The following is a 15,989-nucleotide window of genomic DNA, read 5'->3' as shown; positions in this document are numbered from 1 at the left end:
TGTGACCAATAACAGTTGATTCTACTTCCGCTCCTCAAAAAACATCAAAAAGGGAATGCCCCGGGTGTAATAATCCCCAACTTTGGCCACCAACCAAGGTAAAAGATTTGAGCAGCGACTTTTATACGTCCATGATTTTGCCGTTTTCGGGCATCATCATCAAGATTTGCCGGGCATATACCAATACTCAGGAAGATTTTGAAGATTACTATCAGGAGGTGTGCCTGCAGATTTGGAGGAGTCATGCCAACTTCAGAGAGGAGTCGCAGTGGTCGACCTGGGTGTACCGGGTTGCCTTGAATGTTTGCCTTACCTTATTGAAGAAAAGGAAAAACGACCCGCATCACTTTGCATCCGACTACCTGCCCGATGAGGCGACGGAAGACAGCCGGGCATTTGCCAACGAGTCGCTCAACGAGTTATACGCTGCTATCAAACAGCTTTCTGAGGTTGATAGAGGAGTGGTTTTGCTCTACCTCGACGAAAGGAGCTATCAGGAAATCGCCGAGATAACCGGCACCAATGCCAATAATATTGGTGTGCGGATTAAACGAATCAAGGATCGACTAAAAGTAATATTAGATGGAAAGGTCAATTGAAGCTATTTGGAAGGAAGGGTTTTTAGTGAGCGATGCTTTGGTGGCACCGAAGATCAACCGGTTATACAGCCAAAAGTCGAAGCATATTGTTGATAAGTTTAAAAGGATGTTTGAGATTAATCTGATTGCCATCCTCATTTTTTCTGTTGTGTTGTTGCCGGTAAGTTTTTTGTTCGGCATGGCTTATATGGGGGTACCCATGTTTTTGCTTCTCAATGCGGTGGCAGTCGTTAACAAACGGCTTTCGAATGGATTAAAGAAAATTGATAAAAGCGTAAGCAGCTATCAATACCTCAAAGCATTCGATACCTGGATGCAGAAGCAAATTTCCATCAACACAAAAATGTCAGCATTTAACTACCCCTGGGCGTTTCTTTCTCTTCTGGCTGGTTTTTGGTTTTTTGATGTGGATGGAAGGACGCTGGGTGAGGCACTAATGAATAAACTAATGATCCATTATCCTCAAACCTATTTGGTTGGCGGGCTTCCCTTCCTCGGGATTATTGGCGTAATGCTGGTAGTTGTCATTCTGGCTTTCTTTGGTGGCCGCCTTTACAAGTTTGAGCTTAAGCTGGTTTATGGGAACGTGATGAAAAGGCTACAGGAGATGTTAGCTGACATGGAGGAGTTGAGAGCTTGAGGCATTGCTTATAGTTTTTGCTTCATTATCCGGTTTAAATTTTAGCTGTTAACTTAGGCAGCTAAAGAAAATTGTCCAAGACTCCAATGATGAGACAAAGCATTTTTAGCCTATTTGCAGTTTTTCTGGTAGCATGTAATAGTCAGCCAAAAGAGACAGATGCATCTTTTGAGGAAATTGTAACCAACCCTATTGTCGACGCTGGAGCTGATCCATGGATCATCCGGCAGGACAGCACGTTTCACTATTGCTACGCCAAAGGTGGAGGCATTTATGTGAAATCGGTTCAGAAGTTCTCCAACTTGAATGGCGCCGAAGAACACATGGTTTGGCAAGCACCTGATACTGGCATGTATTCAAAAGAGGTGTGGGCTCCTGAGTTGCACAGGTTGGATGGGAAATGGTATATCTACTTTGCGGCTGATGATGGAGACAATGCCAATCACCGGATGTATGTGCTTTCGTCTGAGGCGAAGCTGCCTCAATCGCCTTTTGTCTTCGAGGGTAAAATCTCTGACGAGACAGACAAGTGGGCCATTGATGGCACTGTGTTTACTCTTAATGGTAAAATGTACTTTGTTTGGTCAGGCTGGGAGGGCGATGTCAACGAAGCTCAGCACTTGTACATTGCTGAGATGAGCAGCCCGACGCATATAAGCTCGGAAAGAGTGAAAATATCCAGCCCGGAGTTTGAATGGGAAAAGAGGGGCTCCAGCGACGAATTGCCTACCATCAACGAAGGCCCCCAAGTTTTGCAGAAAGGTGGTCGCATGTTTATTGTCTATTCCGCCAGTGGCAGCTGGTCCGACAGTTATTGTTTGGGTTTGCTTGAACTGAAAGGAGGAGATCCTATGCTCCCTGAGTCGTGGGTCAAAGGCGAAAACCCTGTCTTTTCTGGAACAGAACAAGTGATCAGTCCAGGGCATGCGTCATTCGTAGAAAGCGGTGGGCAGGACTATATCGTTTACCATGCCATGCCGGTGAAAGGAGGCGGCTGGGCTAGTCGGCAGGTGAGGATTCAGCCCTTTTCCTGGAAGAATGGAGAGCCTGATTTTGGCTCGCCTGTCAGCAACGAGGTAGAAGTGAAGATTGAGTATTTCACCAACCAGTTAACGCCAGGCCAACAAGCTCAGAGATAGTACCGTGTTCGGCAAGTATTCCCTAGTCAACTGCCTTCACTAACCCCTTGAAATGAAAAAGGCTCCACACGTTCTTCCCTGAAGTTTTCGAAAGACTGCTTCTGGCTCACACCCGGCCAATGCACCTCCAATTCGCCGCTCTGCACCTTGTATATGATGGTGTAAAGCGTGCCAAAAGCCTTGTCGAAATTGGTGTTGTACAAAGGTGGCTGCATAAATTTGGTGAGGACGGAAGCCTCTGTTTCGTCAGCGGAGGCTACCAGTTCTTCCAATAGCCTCTTTCTCTCGATAGTGCCGGTGAGGGAGGCATAGTCTGTCCACTCGACTTCCAACTGATGATTGGTAGCCACGGGAACATGCAACACAACGGGCGCCCTGTCGGGCGAAAGGTATACCGTGGCATACAGTCCCGACTTATCCACAACAGTCACATTGTAAGCCATGTGAACAGGCACCCGTGAGAGGATCTTCACCGCATCATCCACATTTTTGGCCACTTCAAGCACATAGCGCAGCACCAGTGGAATACCGAATCCGTCACCAGTTACCCTACGCCCACCGAAAGTAAGAGAGGCGGCAAGGCCCGAAGCGTTCATGCCATCGAGCAGCCCCCAGGTGCAGTCGCTCACGCCGATCACCGGCTGCAGCCAGCTGGTGTACAGCATGGTGCCTTCATACATTTTGAAGGTGTAGTCGTAGTTTCGGATCAGCGATACACTACCACGGGTCCACGCTACCTGCGAGCAGGCTGTCATGTAAGCAGGAGGGCAGTACATAGACAAGAACCGGCCCTCAAGGTCTCCATCGCCAGCCAGAGGAAGCAATTGTTGATACACTGGCATAAGCTCCGGCATGTGATAGGCTAGCTGGCTGGCTGAAGTTAGGTATCCTTTTCTTGCCAGGTAGCCTTCTGAAAGAAACCAGGTTTTGTAATAGGGCCAGGTTCTATCAAACAAAGCCTTCCACTTTTCTCCCGGTTTTTCCTCCTGAAGGCAATTGAACGATAGGGGCATAGTTTACATCATTTTAAAGCCACCAATTTCTGCAGCTTGTGGTTTGGCTGGCGTGGGTATATAATCAACAGCTTTGTACATGCTTTTGATAGCTTTGATCCATTTTTCTGCACGTGGCCTGAGTTTGAAATCGTCGGTCATCAGCCGCCCTCTCATCACCAGAATACCCATATCAGCTCCTTCGTAAAAGTAGTCGTCGTTTCGGCTAATGCGAAGAAAAAAGGCCTCACTTTCAGTTTCCACTGCCCGACGGTGGGTGTCCATCCTTGAAAACTTAATTGTTCCATCGTCATTCATTTTATAAATCCCTGAACGTGGTGCCTCTGTGATCACCTGGATCTTTTTGTCTGTGTATTTAATCACCAGTTGTCCCCACGAGTCAATGTTTTCCGGATTGAACCAACGCCTGTTGATGGCGTTCACGCTTATTTTGTAGGGCTGATTCATCCATTCAAGCAGGTGAAACATAAACAGAGGCATGTCGGACAGGGCGAAGACGGCGTGGTTCGTGATTGAGCTGGCACCGGTAATTCTTGGGTTCAACTCACCCAGGTAAAGCTGTTGGTCGTCCTGATCGATCAGGAAGTCAAGCTCAAAATATCCTTTGTAACCCTCTTTGCGAAGCTGGTTGCCGAATTGCTCGGTATATTTCTTCGCTTTTCTTCGGATGGCGGGGGTGAAGGCATCTGCAAATATTTCGTTTCCACACCAGCCTCCTTTGTAAGGGGTAAGCTCTTTGAAGCCAACCAGTTCGGTCATCAGCGGAGCCACTATGGTGCCATGCTGTGTTACGCAGGCTTCAATAGCTGATCCACGACAATTGATCCGCTTCATTATTTTTACTTCCTTTTCTTTCACTATTTCCTCTTCATATTTTTGAAACTCCTGCTCATTGGAAATAAAGAAAGTAGTATGACCGGAGTCGCCAAAGGGGGTTTGAACCACAAGGTCAGTGCCCAGCTTTTTCTTGCTGATTGACGTCATGTGCTCGTAGCTTTTCACATTCGACAAAATATAGGGTACGCAAGGAACACCGGCTTTTTCAGCTATTCTGTTGGTGTTGACTTTGTTGTCCATGAAAGTCCTCATTTTGGCAGGAGGGAAGCAGACTTCAAGGCCAAGCTGTTTCGATAACTTCTCGGTGTTCTCATCAAACATCAGAAACAGCGCCTTTCCTCCGTTGCCACGAGACTTGATATAATCCACTACCTCCTTGTGCTCCAGCAGGTAATTGTTGATGTCTTCAATACTCTGGAATTCTTCATGCGGCATTTCCTCTTTGGGAGAAAAAACGCTGGGATGCAGGCCATCGAAGCACTCTATGTAGCAAATAAACTTAAATCCCTTTACCCATTCATCGGCACCCAACAGGTTGAAGTTGGTGGCACTGATGAAGTAGATAGGCGTTTCGTTGCGATAAAAGAATCGTCGGATGTCAGATATGCCATTTAGTACGCTTGGACTTTTTGATTTCGCTGCCCTGGGTGTAGCTTTCTTTGCGGCTACTGTTCCTGTTTCTTTCTTCATGGTTGTTTATGTTTTGATTTTTCGTTCGGTTTATTGGCTTGGCTCATTTGAACCTTTCCAGTATTAGATAATCTCGTTCCTCAAGGGAGGTTGCTTCCCTGCTTTGTTTCGACACCGTCCAGAAAATGGTACCCAATATTGAGAGAGCCAAAAGTATGGCCCACTCCAGTGGCCACTTGAGTGCAGCGGGACTATTGGGCAGCGTAATGGCTAACAATATCAATAGGGATCCCACCATGGCAATGTAGCCAGTTAGTTTTCCTCCTGGCGCAAGAAATGGTCTCGATTGATGAGGAAACGCTGTTTTCAACCTAAGGTATGATAACGACACGCCCAGAAAGGCAGCGGCGATGCACAAAGACCCCACGTCTACAAAGGCAATCATAGCGCCCCGGCCAAGCAGCGCCGAAATGAAGGTAATAATGCCACTAAAAAGCACCGCATTGTATGGTGTTTTGTACTTCTCATGAGACTTTCCCATGGCGGGTGCGATGATCTTGCCTCTTCCCATGGCAAAGAGCACCCTGGAGCCTGCTAGAAAAAAACCGTTCCAGCTAGTAAGCAGGCCAATGAGAATGGCGACAAGAATGCCATTGACCAGGAATTTGGATTGAAAAGCCAACTCAAACGCCTTGGCGGTAAACAGATCCGATCCAACTATCGATGGCCAGTCGGTAACCATGGAGGTGCTGAAGATGAGCAGTATGTAGAACAGTACTGCCGCAACGATGGAAACCAAAATGAGGATACCTATCATTCGTGGGGTTACACTGTCTTTTGCTTCTTCTGCTCCCTGCGGGATCGTATCGAAGCCGACCAACCAAAAAGGTACTGTAGCAAATACGGCTATGATGCCGCCAATGACGGTGTTGTCAGCACCTTGGGCAAACAAGGGTTGAAGGTTGCTAACCTGCCCCTCCCAAAAACCTATTGCTCCGACCGAGACCACAATGAGTAAAAAAACTATCGTCAGATAAACCTGGAACCTAATGGAGTTTTGAACACCCACGTAGTTGATCCAGGTAATGAGGGCCACAAATACAAAGGCCAGTAGGAGGTGAGAGCCGAAAATTGTTTCTCCATTGATGGCATAAAGCGGCCATTTGTCGATTGCCGGGAAAAGGTAACTAAGGATTTTTCCAACAGAAATGGCCTCGAAGGCTGATACCGATAAATAGCCAAAGGAAAGGAACCAACCAACCAGGAATGACTTGGACGTGCCAAACGCCTTGTAGGCATAGGCCACCTCTCCTCCGGACACTGGTAGCATCGCTGTTACTTCGGCGTAGCAAAAACCTATAAATAGCATCAGCAGACCGCCAATAGCAAAGGCTATCGCCGCACCCATTGGGCCAGCGGTCTGTAGCCAGGGTCCCATGGCCGTTACCCAGCCCACGCCTATCATAGCACCAAAGGCAAGGCAGAAAAAGCCTGCCCGGCCAATACCTTTCCTCAGTGCTGCCCGGTTAATTGTTGAGGAACTGCTCATCGATTACTTTTTTGCTGAAATGGCTTTTTTGACTCTACCATTGCCGCCCATACCCACCAGGCCACTCATGGCAGCCGATGCACCCATCAGTGAGCTTCCTGACTGATGTCGATTCAGGGCGGCTTCCGTAAATATCCGTAAACCTAAATCTGCCCGGTACCCATGGATTTCCTTTACGTCAAGAGCCTGAAGGAAATCGAGTATCTCCATCGTCATTACCTGGCCAGGCACTAATACAGGGAACCCTGGTGGATACGGGATGATAAAGGCCGAAGAAACGACCTCACGGCCCTGCTGCATTAGCTCTTTGCAAGACGACAGCTTGACGTATTCACACTTTTCTTCCTTATAGGCCAGAAAGTAAGCTTCTCGCATTTTGCCCCCCGGGATACCAGCTACCGCCCTGAACGAGTCGTGGAAATGGCTGAAGTCAGGAAGTGGCGGCGCCTGCTCAGTGAGTGAGTAAATTTTGTCCTGTAGAATCCTGTTTTCTTCGGGATTCAGCGAGTCAAACTGAACATCGATTTGCTCGGCTATCTTTACCAACGCACTTATCAGGTAGCTCACCGAGCTTCTGGTAGTGCCAATATTGGTCATAAACAGCACAGAGTTTCTGGAGGTTTTGTTGATCTGGATATGGAATTGATCCATCAGGTACTTGTTTTTGAAAGTGTCTCCATCCACACCGGTAGCACCAATGTGCATATTGATTTTCGTTGGGTCAAGCACAAAATCATCCTCTGCCCAGGCGGTTTCAAGCCTTTGCCAGCCTTTTTCGGTGTTGTAGTATTCCGACAGCCCCGACTCACGATACTGGTCGGGAATGATGTCTTTAACCGTTAAGATTTTGAAATACTTTTTGAGCTTGGGATGGTCACTGATTTTTGCCCGAAGCAACATGGCCATTTCGATGCTTTTTTCCACCAGCTCATATCCTTCAAAGCTTACTTGTCGCCTGCCTACATCTAAAGAAGCCAATATTTGGTAGTTGGCCGAGGTGGAGGTGTGGGTCATGTAGGCCTCGTGAAACGACGTTTCTGCCTTGCGCTCAAATTCCTCATCGTAGATGTGGATCATTGATCCCTGACGAAAAGACGACAGCGTTTTGTGGGTGGATTGCGTAGAATACACCCTGATCTTGACCAATTCCGGATTGGGCATCGTCGGCGTTTGGTCTCCCCCTTTCTTTTTAAGATCGGCCAGGTGCTGCTTGTACTGCTCTTTGTATGCGGCGGTTTTATACTTCTTACACAGCTTGTTGGCCACGTACATAGCCGTTCTTTGCCTGTAAGTGGGAGTAAAGGCAGCAAAGCCAAACCAGGCCTCGTCCCACAGAAAAATCATATCAGGCTTTATCGCCAGCACTTGCTCCATTACCCGCTCTACATTGTAAACCAAACCATCGAAGGTGCAGTTGGTAAGCAGAAGCATTTTCACGTTGTCCAATCGTCCGGCCTCCTTCAGTGTGAGCAGCCGCTCTGTGATCTCGGACAGAGGCACTGCGCCATACATAGAGTATCGCTGGAGAGGGTAGGAGTCGAGGTAGGTAACGTAGGCGCCTGCCAGCACCATGCCGTAGTGGTGCGATTTGTGGCAGTCCCTATCTATAAGCACCACGTCGCCCGGCTCCACCAGGGCCTGAAGGACGATCTTGTTCGAAGTGGATGTTCCATTCGTAGCGAAATAGGTGCGTTTTGAACCAAAAGCTTTTGAAGCAAGCTCCTGCGCTTCTTTCAGTGGGCCGGTCGGTTGCAACAGCGAATCGAGGCCGCCGGTGGTCGAGGAGGTTTCGGCCAGGAATAAATTCCTTCCGTAAAACTCGCCGAAATCATCAATCCAGTTCGACTTGAATATCGAGTTTCCACGGGAGATGGGCATGGCATGAAAGACGCCCGTTGGCTTTTGGCTGTATTCTTTGAGGGCGGTGTAAAAAGGTGTCTTGTACCTATCCTTGATGCCCCTGATGATACTCAAATGCAACTCCTGGGTATCCTCGCTTCTGTAAAATATGCGTTGAAACGTCTTTAGCGCTGCGTCTGGCAGGTTGTTGACTGCATTGTCAGTCACATAGTAAATATCAAGCTCTGGCCGCAGGTTCCGGATGGCCTGTCCCAAAAGAATGCCAAGGTCGTAGTCGTGATGTTCTTCGTAGCTTTCAGCAAACAGGCTGGCTAAGAAGGGTTTTAGTATTCCGTTGGTGTTTTTCGACTTGTAGGGGATTTCGTAGCGGATGACGCAAGCCTGAATGTTTGGGTTTGCCACGAGGGCGATCAAGGTGTCCTGAAACGATTTGACGAAGACAAGTTGGTAGACAAATACATCCCTCTCATCACGTACATCATCAAGCTTCTTCGAAATGGAGTTTTCTTCTTTAGATGATAGGTTGTCGACCACGAGCACCTCGAAGTATTTCTTCTTTGACTTTTGCGAGTTGCCTTGCTTGTTTTCCTTTTCCTTTAAAAGAGTGCCCAGTGAAAACGTTTCTGGATTGTGGCGATAGTCTTCACTCACCAATAGTCTCAAAACCTCTTTCACTGAGTTTTTCAGAATCTGAAGCTCATCTTTTTTCAAGAAATCGATCAGCACATTTAGCGTATTGTTGCCAGGGAAGGCAAAGTACTGTTCGATCTCACGAAGTTTTTTGATCAATTTGACAATCTCAGCTTTGTCATTATCCAGCTCGGCCCTATTGCGCTTTCTTGCAAGGCTATACACTTTTTCTTTCAGCTCGGTCCATAGCTCAGTCCGAAGCTGGCCCGTATTGTAATAGTGGCCGGCGCTGGAGATAGACTTTTCTTCAGGTATACTCACGAGTTTCATAGGTTTTGTTTTAAGTGGGACAAAGAACGGCAGCAACCAGGAGGTGGGCGCAGGTCACGCCTTCGAGTGCAATGCCAACCTGTTTCCTTCCGTATCCATGAATAAGGCAAAATACCCAACAGCCTCATTTATCAAGGTTTTAGCCATAATCACCCTTCCACCTGCCTCCTCTACTTTGGAAAGAACAACGTTAAGGTCTTTACCTCCGTTGAGGTACAAAAGGGGCCCTGTGGTATTGGGAACACAGCCTTCACCCACCACAATGGCACCACCGATCCCACCTTTTGCAGGAAAGAATGCCATGGAGTACCCATTTGCCTCGGTGCTGTCCATTTTTATGCCGTAAATGTGGCTGTAGAAACCAACCGCTCTCCCAAAACTATAGGCAGGTATCTCAAACCAATTGATGTAATGTTTCAGATTCAGGGGCTTTTCTTTCTTCACATGTCTTACTGCTGTCTTCATGTTGGGTGGTTTTAGTTTAAGGTTTTAATTTATTCATCCAGGATTGCAGCACAGTAGGTGCTTCCTGAATGGGGACGTCGGTCTCCAGTGCTTCCTTGATTTGGTTGAGCCTGGTTGGTTTGTTCAGTTGACCTAGTGTGCCCAAGTAGGGAGTTTTAGCGCCCTCTTTATATATATCGAAGCTTACATTACGATCCCGGAAACTTTTCAGTGGCTGACCTAACCTCAGCACACCCATTTCCCTGCTTCTTTTTACTCTTTCTATGTCAATCTCAATTGGTATGAGCTCTTCACCGGTACTTGCCTGGTGAAGTACCCTGCCGTCGGGGCCGCAAATGATGGACCGGCCCGTGCCGCCGTCGCCAAGGCCATTGATGTCGAATATGAAGCACTGGTTGGTTGCCGCCGTCGCTTGTACAATAGCTAATTCAATGTCACGGTCAATAGTAGCTGTTAGCGTGGGGTGCAGGATTACTTCTACGCCATTGACAGCAAGGGTGCGTGAGGTTTCCGGAAACCACATGTCGTAGCAAATGGTAAGGCCAAATCGCCCCACTTTTGGCACGTCAAAAATCAGGAATTCATCGCCGCCTGTTACACCCACCTCGTAAGGGTAAAAAGGAAACATCTTATTGTACCTTCCCACCACTTCTCCCTGCGGATTGATCACGCTGGCAGTGTTGAAAATTTTGTCTTCTTTTTTCTGAAACATTGTGCCAGGCACCAGCCAGATGCCGTGTTTTTTGGCGATTTCACAAAACTCTTTCTCTGAGTCGTTGGGAAATTCCTGGGCGTGGTAGGTAAGTGGGCCGAATGGAGCCAACTCACTGAAGATGATCATTTCTACCCATGGGTACACCGACATCATTACTTCAATCTTATGCTTCATCACCGGCAGGTTGCTATAGCTCGCTGAAACATGCATTTGTATGCCTGCTATTGAGAATGGCGTCATATTTAATTGGTTATTTTTAGTAGTTCTTCTTCAATAATGTCCAGCCCCTGGTTAAGCTGCTTGTGGGAAATAACAAGTGGACTGAGTACACGCACTACATTTTTGTTGGTGCCGGCAGTTAACAGAATCAGGCCTCTTTTCAGGCATGCTTTGGTAAGGTCTGCTGCGGTGTCGGCATCGGGCTGGTTAGGGTCGCCGTTCTCCACAAACTCAATGGCCTGCATGGCACCAAGTCCTCTGACATCTCCAATAGCCGGGCACTTTTCCTTTAGCTTCAGGAAGCGATTATTTACGATCTCAGCCACCTGCAGGGCCTTCTCGTTCAAATTGATCTCTTCCATGTACCTGATGGTGGCGATAGCTGCGGCACAACAAACGGGATTGCCCAGATAGGTGCCACCTATAGTGCCAACAGCCGCTGCGTCCATTACTTCCTGTCTGCCAATTACGGCTCCTATCGGCATTCCAGAGCCCATCGATTTTGCCCAGGTGGAAATGTCAGGTGTAACGCCGTAGTGCTCATAAGCGCCCCATTTCCCGGTTCTTCCAAATCCACTCTGCACCTCGTCAAATATGAGCATGATGCCATATTCATCACAGAATGCACGTAAGCCCTCTACATAGGCTTTCGGAGCTATATTAAAGCCTCCTTCGCCCTGTACAAGCTCGATAATGATAGCAGCCACGCTGTTTGGGTCGACGAGGGTATGTGTGGAGTCGTAAAGCTGCTGAAGCTCCCGCTCCGCAAAATCATCTTCACTGAGCCCCTGCCCATCGTGGTAGAAATTGGGAAAGGGCAAGCGGTACACTTCTGGAGCAAAGGGGCCGCAATCAGTTTTATAGTTAATTTTGGAAGTGAGCGTCATGGCCATCATTGTGCGACCATGAAAAGCTTCGCTGAAACACAGCACTGCAGGCCGTTTGGTCGCCTGGCGAGCAATTTTGATAGCATTCTCCACCGATTCAGCCCCGGTGTTCGTCAGCATCACTTTTGTGCTGTCGCCGTGAGGGAAAAGCGCCGCCAATTTTTCGCTAAGTTCGAGGTAAGGCTCATACGTGGAAATGTTGAAGCAGGCATGGATCAGCTTTTCCGCCTGTTGCTGAATAGCCTTCACTACTGGCGGCGGGCAATGGCCGGCGTTGGTTACGCCGATTCCACCTGCAAAATCAATCAACTCATTTCCGTTCGCATCAACAATGGTGGCACCATGGGCTTCCATGGCCGAGGAAGGCACGAAAACGCTTACTCCATTGGCAACGACAGCTTTTCTTCTTCTGATTAATTCCTGAGTTTTCTCAAAACTCAGCTCTTTTGGTCTCTGATAAGTCTCAGTACTCATACATTTAATTATAATTATTTATTGTTTTTAGGTAAGTGAAGACCGCTTCAAACCTCCGGAACAGGAGAGGTTGGTTAAGACTGGGACAGAGTAAGCCCGGCCCTGGGAAAGGGTCATTTTTCTATTTTAAAAGTGCTATTGTTCCGTGGATATGCGAAACGGTACGCCCAAAAGAAATCATGGGGTGATTGGTCACGGAATACACAATATAGGCTATTTTGTTGACAAATCCCAGTTTTATGCCTGTTTATCATAAAATACCTGGTAATTTATTTTCAATCAAAATTGTCAGTGCGCCTGGGATCGGCTTAAAAGCTGTTAAGTATATTTTTTTTGAAAACCCGGAGTATTTTTAGCTAATTTTAGAAAAACAAAGGTACAGACCACATCATTTGCTTCCCCAAGCTGAAATTGTACAGAATTGAGATGGATGGAACGTACTCAAGTCGATTCCACAGTTAGTGGGCATCGGTCGATCTAATAATTTTATCATCTAAAGATTTGAAAATGGAATTCAAGAGCATTAACCCTTATAACGGACAGGTAATAGGAACTTACGAAGAGCAAACCACGTCACAAGTCGACTTGATGATTGAAAAGGCTCAGAGTGCTTTCGATAAATGGAGAAAGGTACCTGTGGCTGAACGTGCCCGTTTGATGGCAAAGGCGGGCGCTGTGCTGCGGGATAATGTGGAGGAGTATGCAAAAATGATCACGCTGGAAATGGGTAAACCAATTTCTGAGTCAAGAGGAGAGGTGAACAAATGTGCATGGGTTTGCGATTACTACGCTGAGAATGCCGCTGACTTCCTGGCTGATGAAGTGATAAAGACGGAGGCACAAAAAAGCTTCGTGCGACACGATCCCATGGGATGTATCCTTTCCATCATGCCGTGGAATTTCCCTTTCTGGCAGGTGTTTCGATTCGCTGCACCTTCACTTTCGGCTGGCAATGTCGCCTTGCTCAAACATGCGCCTAATGTATTCGGCTGCGCTGAACAAATAGCTGGAGTATTTAAAAAGGCGGGTTTTCCTGAGGGAGTGTTCCAAAACCTAATCATTCATCATACGAAAATAGAAGCCGTTATCGCCCATGATACAGTAAAGGCAGTAACGCTTACTGGCAGCGAAGGTGCAGGTAAGTCGGTGGCTCAAACAGCTGGAAAGTACTTGAAAAAGGCCGTTCTTGAGCTGGGAGGAAGCAACGCCTTTATCGTGCTGGAGGATGCCGACATGGAAAAAACCATTCAGACGGCACTCACGGCAAGAATGATGAATTGCGGGCAAAGCTGCATTGCCGCCAAGCGGTTTATCGTTGTTGAAGCTGTGTTCGACGAGTTTGTCGCAAAGTATGTGGAGGCCGTCGGCAAACTGAAAGCTGGTGACACGATGGATGATACCACTCAGATAGGCACGCTGGCTCGAAGGGATTTGGCAGATCAGCTTCAGCGGCAGGTGCAGGAGTCGATCAAGGCCGGGGCGAAGCTCTTGCTCGGCGGAAAGCAAAACGAATGCTTTCACGAGCCTACCATTTTAACGAATGTTACCCCAGGCATGCCTGCCTTTGACGAGGAAACATTTGGACCGCTGGCGCCAATGATCAAAGCCAAAGATGAAAAGCATGCCTTTGCTTTGGCTGAGCAGTCAAATTTCGGCTTGGGTACCTCGGTTTGTACGACCGACATTGAAAAGGCCCTTAGTCATGCGGAGAACATCAGCGACGGCGCTTATTTTGTCAACGAGCTGGTGAAGTCGGATCCACGATTGCCCTTCGGCGGCACTAAAAGTTCGGGCTATGGCCGTGAACTGGCCAAAAATGGCATAATGGAGTTCGTGAATGTGAAAACGGTGTATGTAAAGTAGACACTGTAGAGACCAATGCACAAAGACAGAAAAACTAAAGATCAGAAGGAAGGTTTCGAAAAATGCCCACGTGAACTATAGAATAGCATGATACAATACCGCTTGCAAGACAGACGTAGCTGTTGATCAGAGAAAACTAACCCACACGGTAGAGTTCACGTAACTCTTGTGAAAACTGACCCGATATGATACGTAAACTGACTCATTTCCAAAAGATCAAGATTGTTGCGGCGTTGCTTGTGGTGTTTTTGCTTGTGCTGGCCACAAACATCATGGACAATAATCATTTTGCCATTGTGCAGCGTTCGCTGGAAACCGTTTACGACGACCGGCTTGTTGCCAAGGACTATATTTATAAAATTTCCCGCCAGTTGCAGTATAAGAATAAGTCGCTTTATACCGACGACTTGGAGGGAATAGCGAAGGCCAACCAAAGTGCCAACGACTCAATACAAAGCCTTATTGAGAAATACAACACTACGGAGCTTACCCCGAAAGAGGCGCAGTACTTTGAGTCGCTTCAGGCCAACCTGGAAAGGCTATTGAAGGCCGAAAAGCAATTGTTTGGCAAGTCTCCCTCCGAACAAAAAGGATATATTGAGAATATACAAGCTCAGTTTGATAGGGTCAACAACGATTTGGACGTGCTATCGGAGATACAGCTAGCCGAGGGGATCAGGCAAATTCACTACTCAAACCGGGCAATAAAGAATAGCGATATGATCGCCAAGCTGGAAATTGCTGTGCTTATCGTGATCGGGGTGATCATTCAAATTTTCATTTTCTTTAAGCCTTCGGAGTAGCCCTGATTTATTTTATAACTACCTTCAATTAATCTGCTTTTCCGGACACACTCAATCAACCAGTGCCTGGTAAGCCAGCACTTTAAAGGTGTTGCCAGTCGTGTTGGTATGAGAACCCCACATTTGCTGATAGAAAAGGATCACCATTTTTTCTTTGGGATCAACCCAATAACTGGTGGAGAATGCTCCACCCCAACTGTAGGTGCCCTCATTGGATGGGGATTTGCCACTTCCTGCTGCTGAAACGACCTCGAATCCTAACCCGAATTTGTTCACCCCAAATGTCACGTCTCCAATTTGATTCATTGTCATCATGCGCACAGTATTGCGGGAAAGCAGTCTCACTCCGTCGTACTCACCACCATTTAACAGCATCTGTAGAAAAATAGCGTAGTCGTAAATGGTAGACGACAATCCACCGCCACCGGAGAAATAGCTTTTTTTACGAAGCGGGAAGTTCATATCGCCACCCAGGGCTTGTTCACTTTTTTTCAAACCGGTGGAGTCCTCCAAAAAGAAATTCACCAAACGGTCAGCCTTCACTTCAGGGATATTGAAATAGGTGTCTTCCATCCCCAGTGGTTTGAAAATGCGGGCGTTGAAGAATTCCTCCAAAGTCATCCCGGACCAGATCTCCACAAGACGGCCTGCTAAGTCAGTATTGAGCCCATACGTCCATCGCTCGCCTGGTTGATGCACAAGAGGCAGGCTGCCCAGTTTGTCCATTGCCTCCGCCAGGGTTCCCTCAGACACGTCCAACCCGGCAGTGATATTGTTTTTAGCATAAATTGCCTGCGCCTCCTGGCTGCCTATTTGTGCATAGTCTATGCCGGAGGTGTGAGTAAGAATATCCCGTATGGTAATCGCCCTGTTCGCCGGAACGGTGGTGTAAGTGGTGTCGTCCGGGTTGAACGTATCCAAAACCTGAGCATTTTTGAAGGAGGATATGTAGTTCGCCACCGGGTCATCCAGCAGAAATTTTCCTTCCTCGTACAGCATCATGGCGGCCACGCTGGTGATAGCTTTGGTTTGAGAGGCGATTCTGAAAATGCCCTCTTTGTCCAACACCTCTTTCGTTTCAATGTCGTTGTAACCAACGCCCTTGTAATAAACAATTTTACCATTTCGTGCGATCAGGCCAACTGCCCCATTTATCCAGCCTTTGTCTACCCAGTCCTGCAGAGAGGCGTCGATCCTGGCAAGCCGGGTGGGAGAGAACCCGGCAGCCTTCGGGGTGCCAATAGTAAGTGCAGAGGAGCCGGGGTCTTGGAGGGGCTGGCAGGTGAGGAGAATTCCTGCCAGGAAAATGAGGAGTAATCGTTTCATAGGTATAGGT

At 47.6% G+C, this 15,989-nt stretch carries 13 protein-coding genes; 5 read left to right on the top strand and 8 right to left on the bottom strand.

All coding sequences use genetic code 11. The features are described from left to right. The first annotated feature begins 107 nt into the window (after positions 1–107). The 3 genes from RIF36_RS14150 (at position 108) to RIF36_RS14140 (ending at position 2,378) form a co-directional block, all read left to right on the top strand. Positions 108–599, top strand: a complete 492-nt coding sequence (locus RIF36_RS14150; RefSeq protein WP_350122262.1) for an RNA polymerase sigma factor — start codon at positions 108–110, stop codon at positions 597–599. Then, positions 583–1,239: a hypothetical protein gene (locus RIF36_RS14145; RefSeq protein WP_350122260.1), complete on the top strand. Its 657-nt coding sequence runs from the start codon at positions 583–585 to the stop codon at positions 1,237–1,239. The genes RIF36_RS14150 and RIF36_RS14145 overlap by 17 nt, the downstream gene beginning before the upstream one ends. Positions 1,240–1,325: 86 nt before the next feature. After that, on the top strand, positions 1,326–2,378 hold the full coding sequence (locus RIF36_RS14140) for a glycoside hydrolase family 43 protein (protein WP_350122258.1): 1,053 nt from the start codon (positions 1,326–1,328) through the stop codon (positions 2,376–2,378). A gap of 26 nt (positions 2,379–2,404) precedes the next feature. Here RIF36_RS14140 and RIF36_RS14135 read toward each other — a convergent pair whose 3' ends face one another. From RIF36_RS14135 to RIF36_RS14105, 7 genes are read right to left on the bottom strand one after another with little or no spacing between them, the layout of a single operon-like run. Next, the gene (locus RIF36_RS14135; RefSeq protein WP_350122256.1) at positions 2,405–3,391 is read right to left on the bottom strand and encodes a C45 family autoproteolytic acyltransferase/hydrolase; all 987 of its coding nucleotides are present in this window, start codon (positions 3,389–3,391) and stop codon (positions 2,405–2,407) included. A 3-nt stretch (positions 3,392–3,394) separates the two neighbouring features. Beyond that, on the bottom strand, positions 3,395–4,918 hold the full coding sequence (locus RIF36_RS14130; protein ID WP_350122254.1) for a biotin carboxylase: 1,524 nt from the start codon (positions 4,916–4,918) through the stop codon (positions 3,395–3,397). A 43-nt stretch (positions 4,919–4,961) separates the two neighbouring features. Further along, positions 4,962–6,407, bottom strand: coding sequence for an APC family permease (locus tag RIF36_RS14125; protein WP_350122252.1), 1,446 nt, complete (start codon positions 6,405–6,407; stop codon positions 4,962–4,964). A gap of 3 nt (positions 6,408–6,410) precedes the next feature. Next, a complete protein-coding gene (locus RIF36_RS14120; protein WP_350122250.1) occupies positions 6,411–9,227 on the bottom strand; it encodes an aminotransferase class I/II-fold pyridoxal phosphate-dependent enzyme in 2,817 nt (938 codons plus the stop codon). A gap of 54 nt (positions 9,228–9,281) precedes the next feature. Beyond that, a complete protein-coding gene (locus RIF36_RS14115) occupies positions 9,282–9,692 on the bottom strand; it encodes a VOC family protein (RefSeq protein WP_350122248.1) in 411 nt (136 codons plus the stop codon). Positions 9,693–9,708: 16 nt separating this feature from the next. Next, positions 9,709–10,647, bottom strand: a complete 939-nt coding sequence (locus RIF36_RS14110) for a carbon-nitrogen hydrolase family protein (RefSeq protein WP_350122246.1) — start codon at positions 10,645–10,647, stop codon at positions 9,709–9,711. Between the two features lie 2 nt (positions 10,648–10,649). Further along, positions 10,650–11,987 (bottom strand): aspartate aminotransferase family protein, encoded by a 1,338-nt coding sequence (locus RIF36_RS14105; RefSeq protein ID WP_350122244.1) that lies wholly within the window; start codon positions 11,985–11,987, stop codon positions 10,650–10,652. A gap of 507 nt (positions 11,988–12,494) precedes the next feature. On the opposite strand from RIF36_RS14105, the gene RIF36_RS14100 reads away from it, so the two are divergent. Together RIF36_RS14100 and RIF36_RS14095 are read left to right on the top strand one after the other, a co-directional pair. Next, a complete protein-coding gene (locus RIF36_RS14100; protein ID WP_350122242.1) occupies positions 12,495–13,850 on the top strand; it encodes an NAD-dependent succinate-semialdehyde dehydrogenase in 1,356 nt (451 codons plus the stop codon). A gap of 185 nt (positions 13,851–14,035) precedes the next feature. After that, a complete protein-coding gene (locus RIF36_RS14095; protein ID WP_350122240.1) occupies positions 14,036–14,653 on the top strand; it encodes an MCP four helix bundle domain-containing protein in 618 nt (205 codons plus the stop codon). Positions 14,654–14,704: 51 nt separating this feature from the next. On the opposite strand, the gene RIF36_RS14090 is transcribed toward RIF36_RS14095, so the two are convergent. Beyond that, positions 14,705–15,979, bottom strand: a complete 1,275-nt coding sequence (locus RIF36_RS14090; protein ID WP_350122238.1) for a serine hydrolase domain-containing protein — start codon at positions 15,977–15,979, stop codon at positions 14,705–14,707. Positions 15,980–15,989: the final 10 nt, after the last annotated feature.

The organism is Imperialibacter sp., from assembly GCF_040222815.1.
In the GTDB taxonomy this organism is placed as follows: Bacteria; Bacteroidota; Bacteroidia; order Cytophagales; family Cyclobacteriaceae; genus Imperialibacter.
This window is presented reverse-complemented; position numbering and strand designations above follow the sequence as displayed.

Coding starts and splice junctions, on each gene's coding strand:
- RIF36_RS14100 (WP_350122242.1), top strand. CDS start 12,495: ATGGAATTCAAGAGCATTAACCCTTATAACGGACAGGTAATAGGAACT.
- RIF36_RS14115 (WP_350122248.1), bottom strand. CDS start 9,692: ATGAAGACAGCAGTAAGACATGTGAAGAAAGAAAAGCCCCTGAATCTG.
- RIF36_RS14110 (WP_350122246.1), bottom strand. CDS start 10,647: ATGACGCCATTCTCAATAGCAGGCATACAAATGCATGTTTCAGCGAGC.
- RIF36_RS14125 (WP_350122252.1), bottom strand. CDS start 6,407: ATGAGCAGTTCCTCAACAATTAACCGGGCAGCACTGAGGAAAGGTATT.
- RIF36_RS14090 (WP_350122238.1), bottom strand. CDS start 15,979: ATGAAACGATTACTCCTCATTTTCCTGGCAGGAATTCTCCTCACCTGC.
- RIF36_RS14130 (WP_350122254.1), bottom strand. CDS start 4,918: ATGAAGAAAGAAACAGGAACAGTAGCCGCAAAGAAAGCTACACCCAGG.
- RIF36_RS14105 (WP_350122244.1), bottom strand. CDS start 11,987: ATGAGTACTGAGACTTATCAGAGACCAAAAGAGCTGAGTTTTGAGAAA.
- RIF36_RS14135 (WP_350122256.1), bottom strand. CDS start 3,391: ATGCCCCTATCGTTCAATTGCCTTCAGGAGGAAAAACCGGGAGAAAAG.
- RIF36_RS14140 (WP_350122258.1), top strand. CDS start 1,326: ATGATGAGACAAAGCATTTTTAGCCTATTTGCAGTTTTTCTGGTAGCA.
- RIF36_RS14145 (WP_350122260.1), top strand. CDS start 583: ATGGAAAGGTCAATTGAAGCTATTTGGAAGGAAGGGTTTTTAGTGAGC.
- RIF36_RS14120 (WP_350122250.1), bottom strand. CDS start 9,227: ATGAAACTCGTGAGTATACCTGAAGAAAAGTCTATCTCCAGCGCCGGC.
- RIF36_RS14095 (WP_350122240.1), top strand. CDS start 14,036: ATGATACGTAAACTGACTCATTTCCAAAAGATCAAGATTGTTGCGGCG.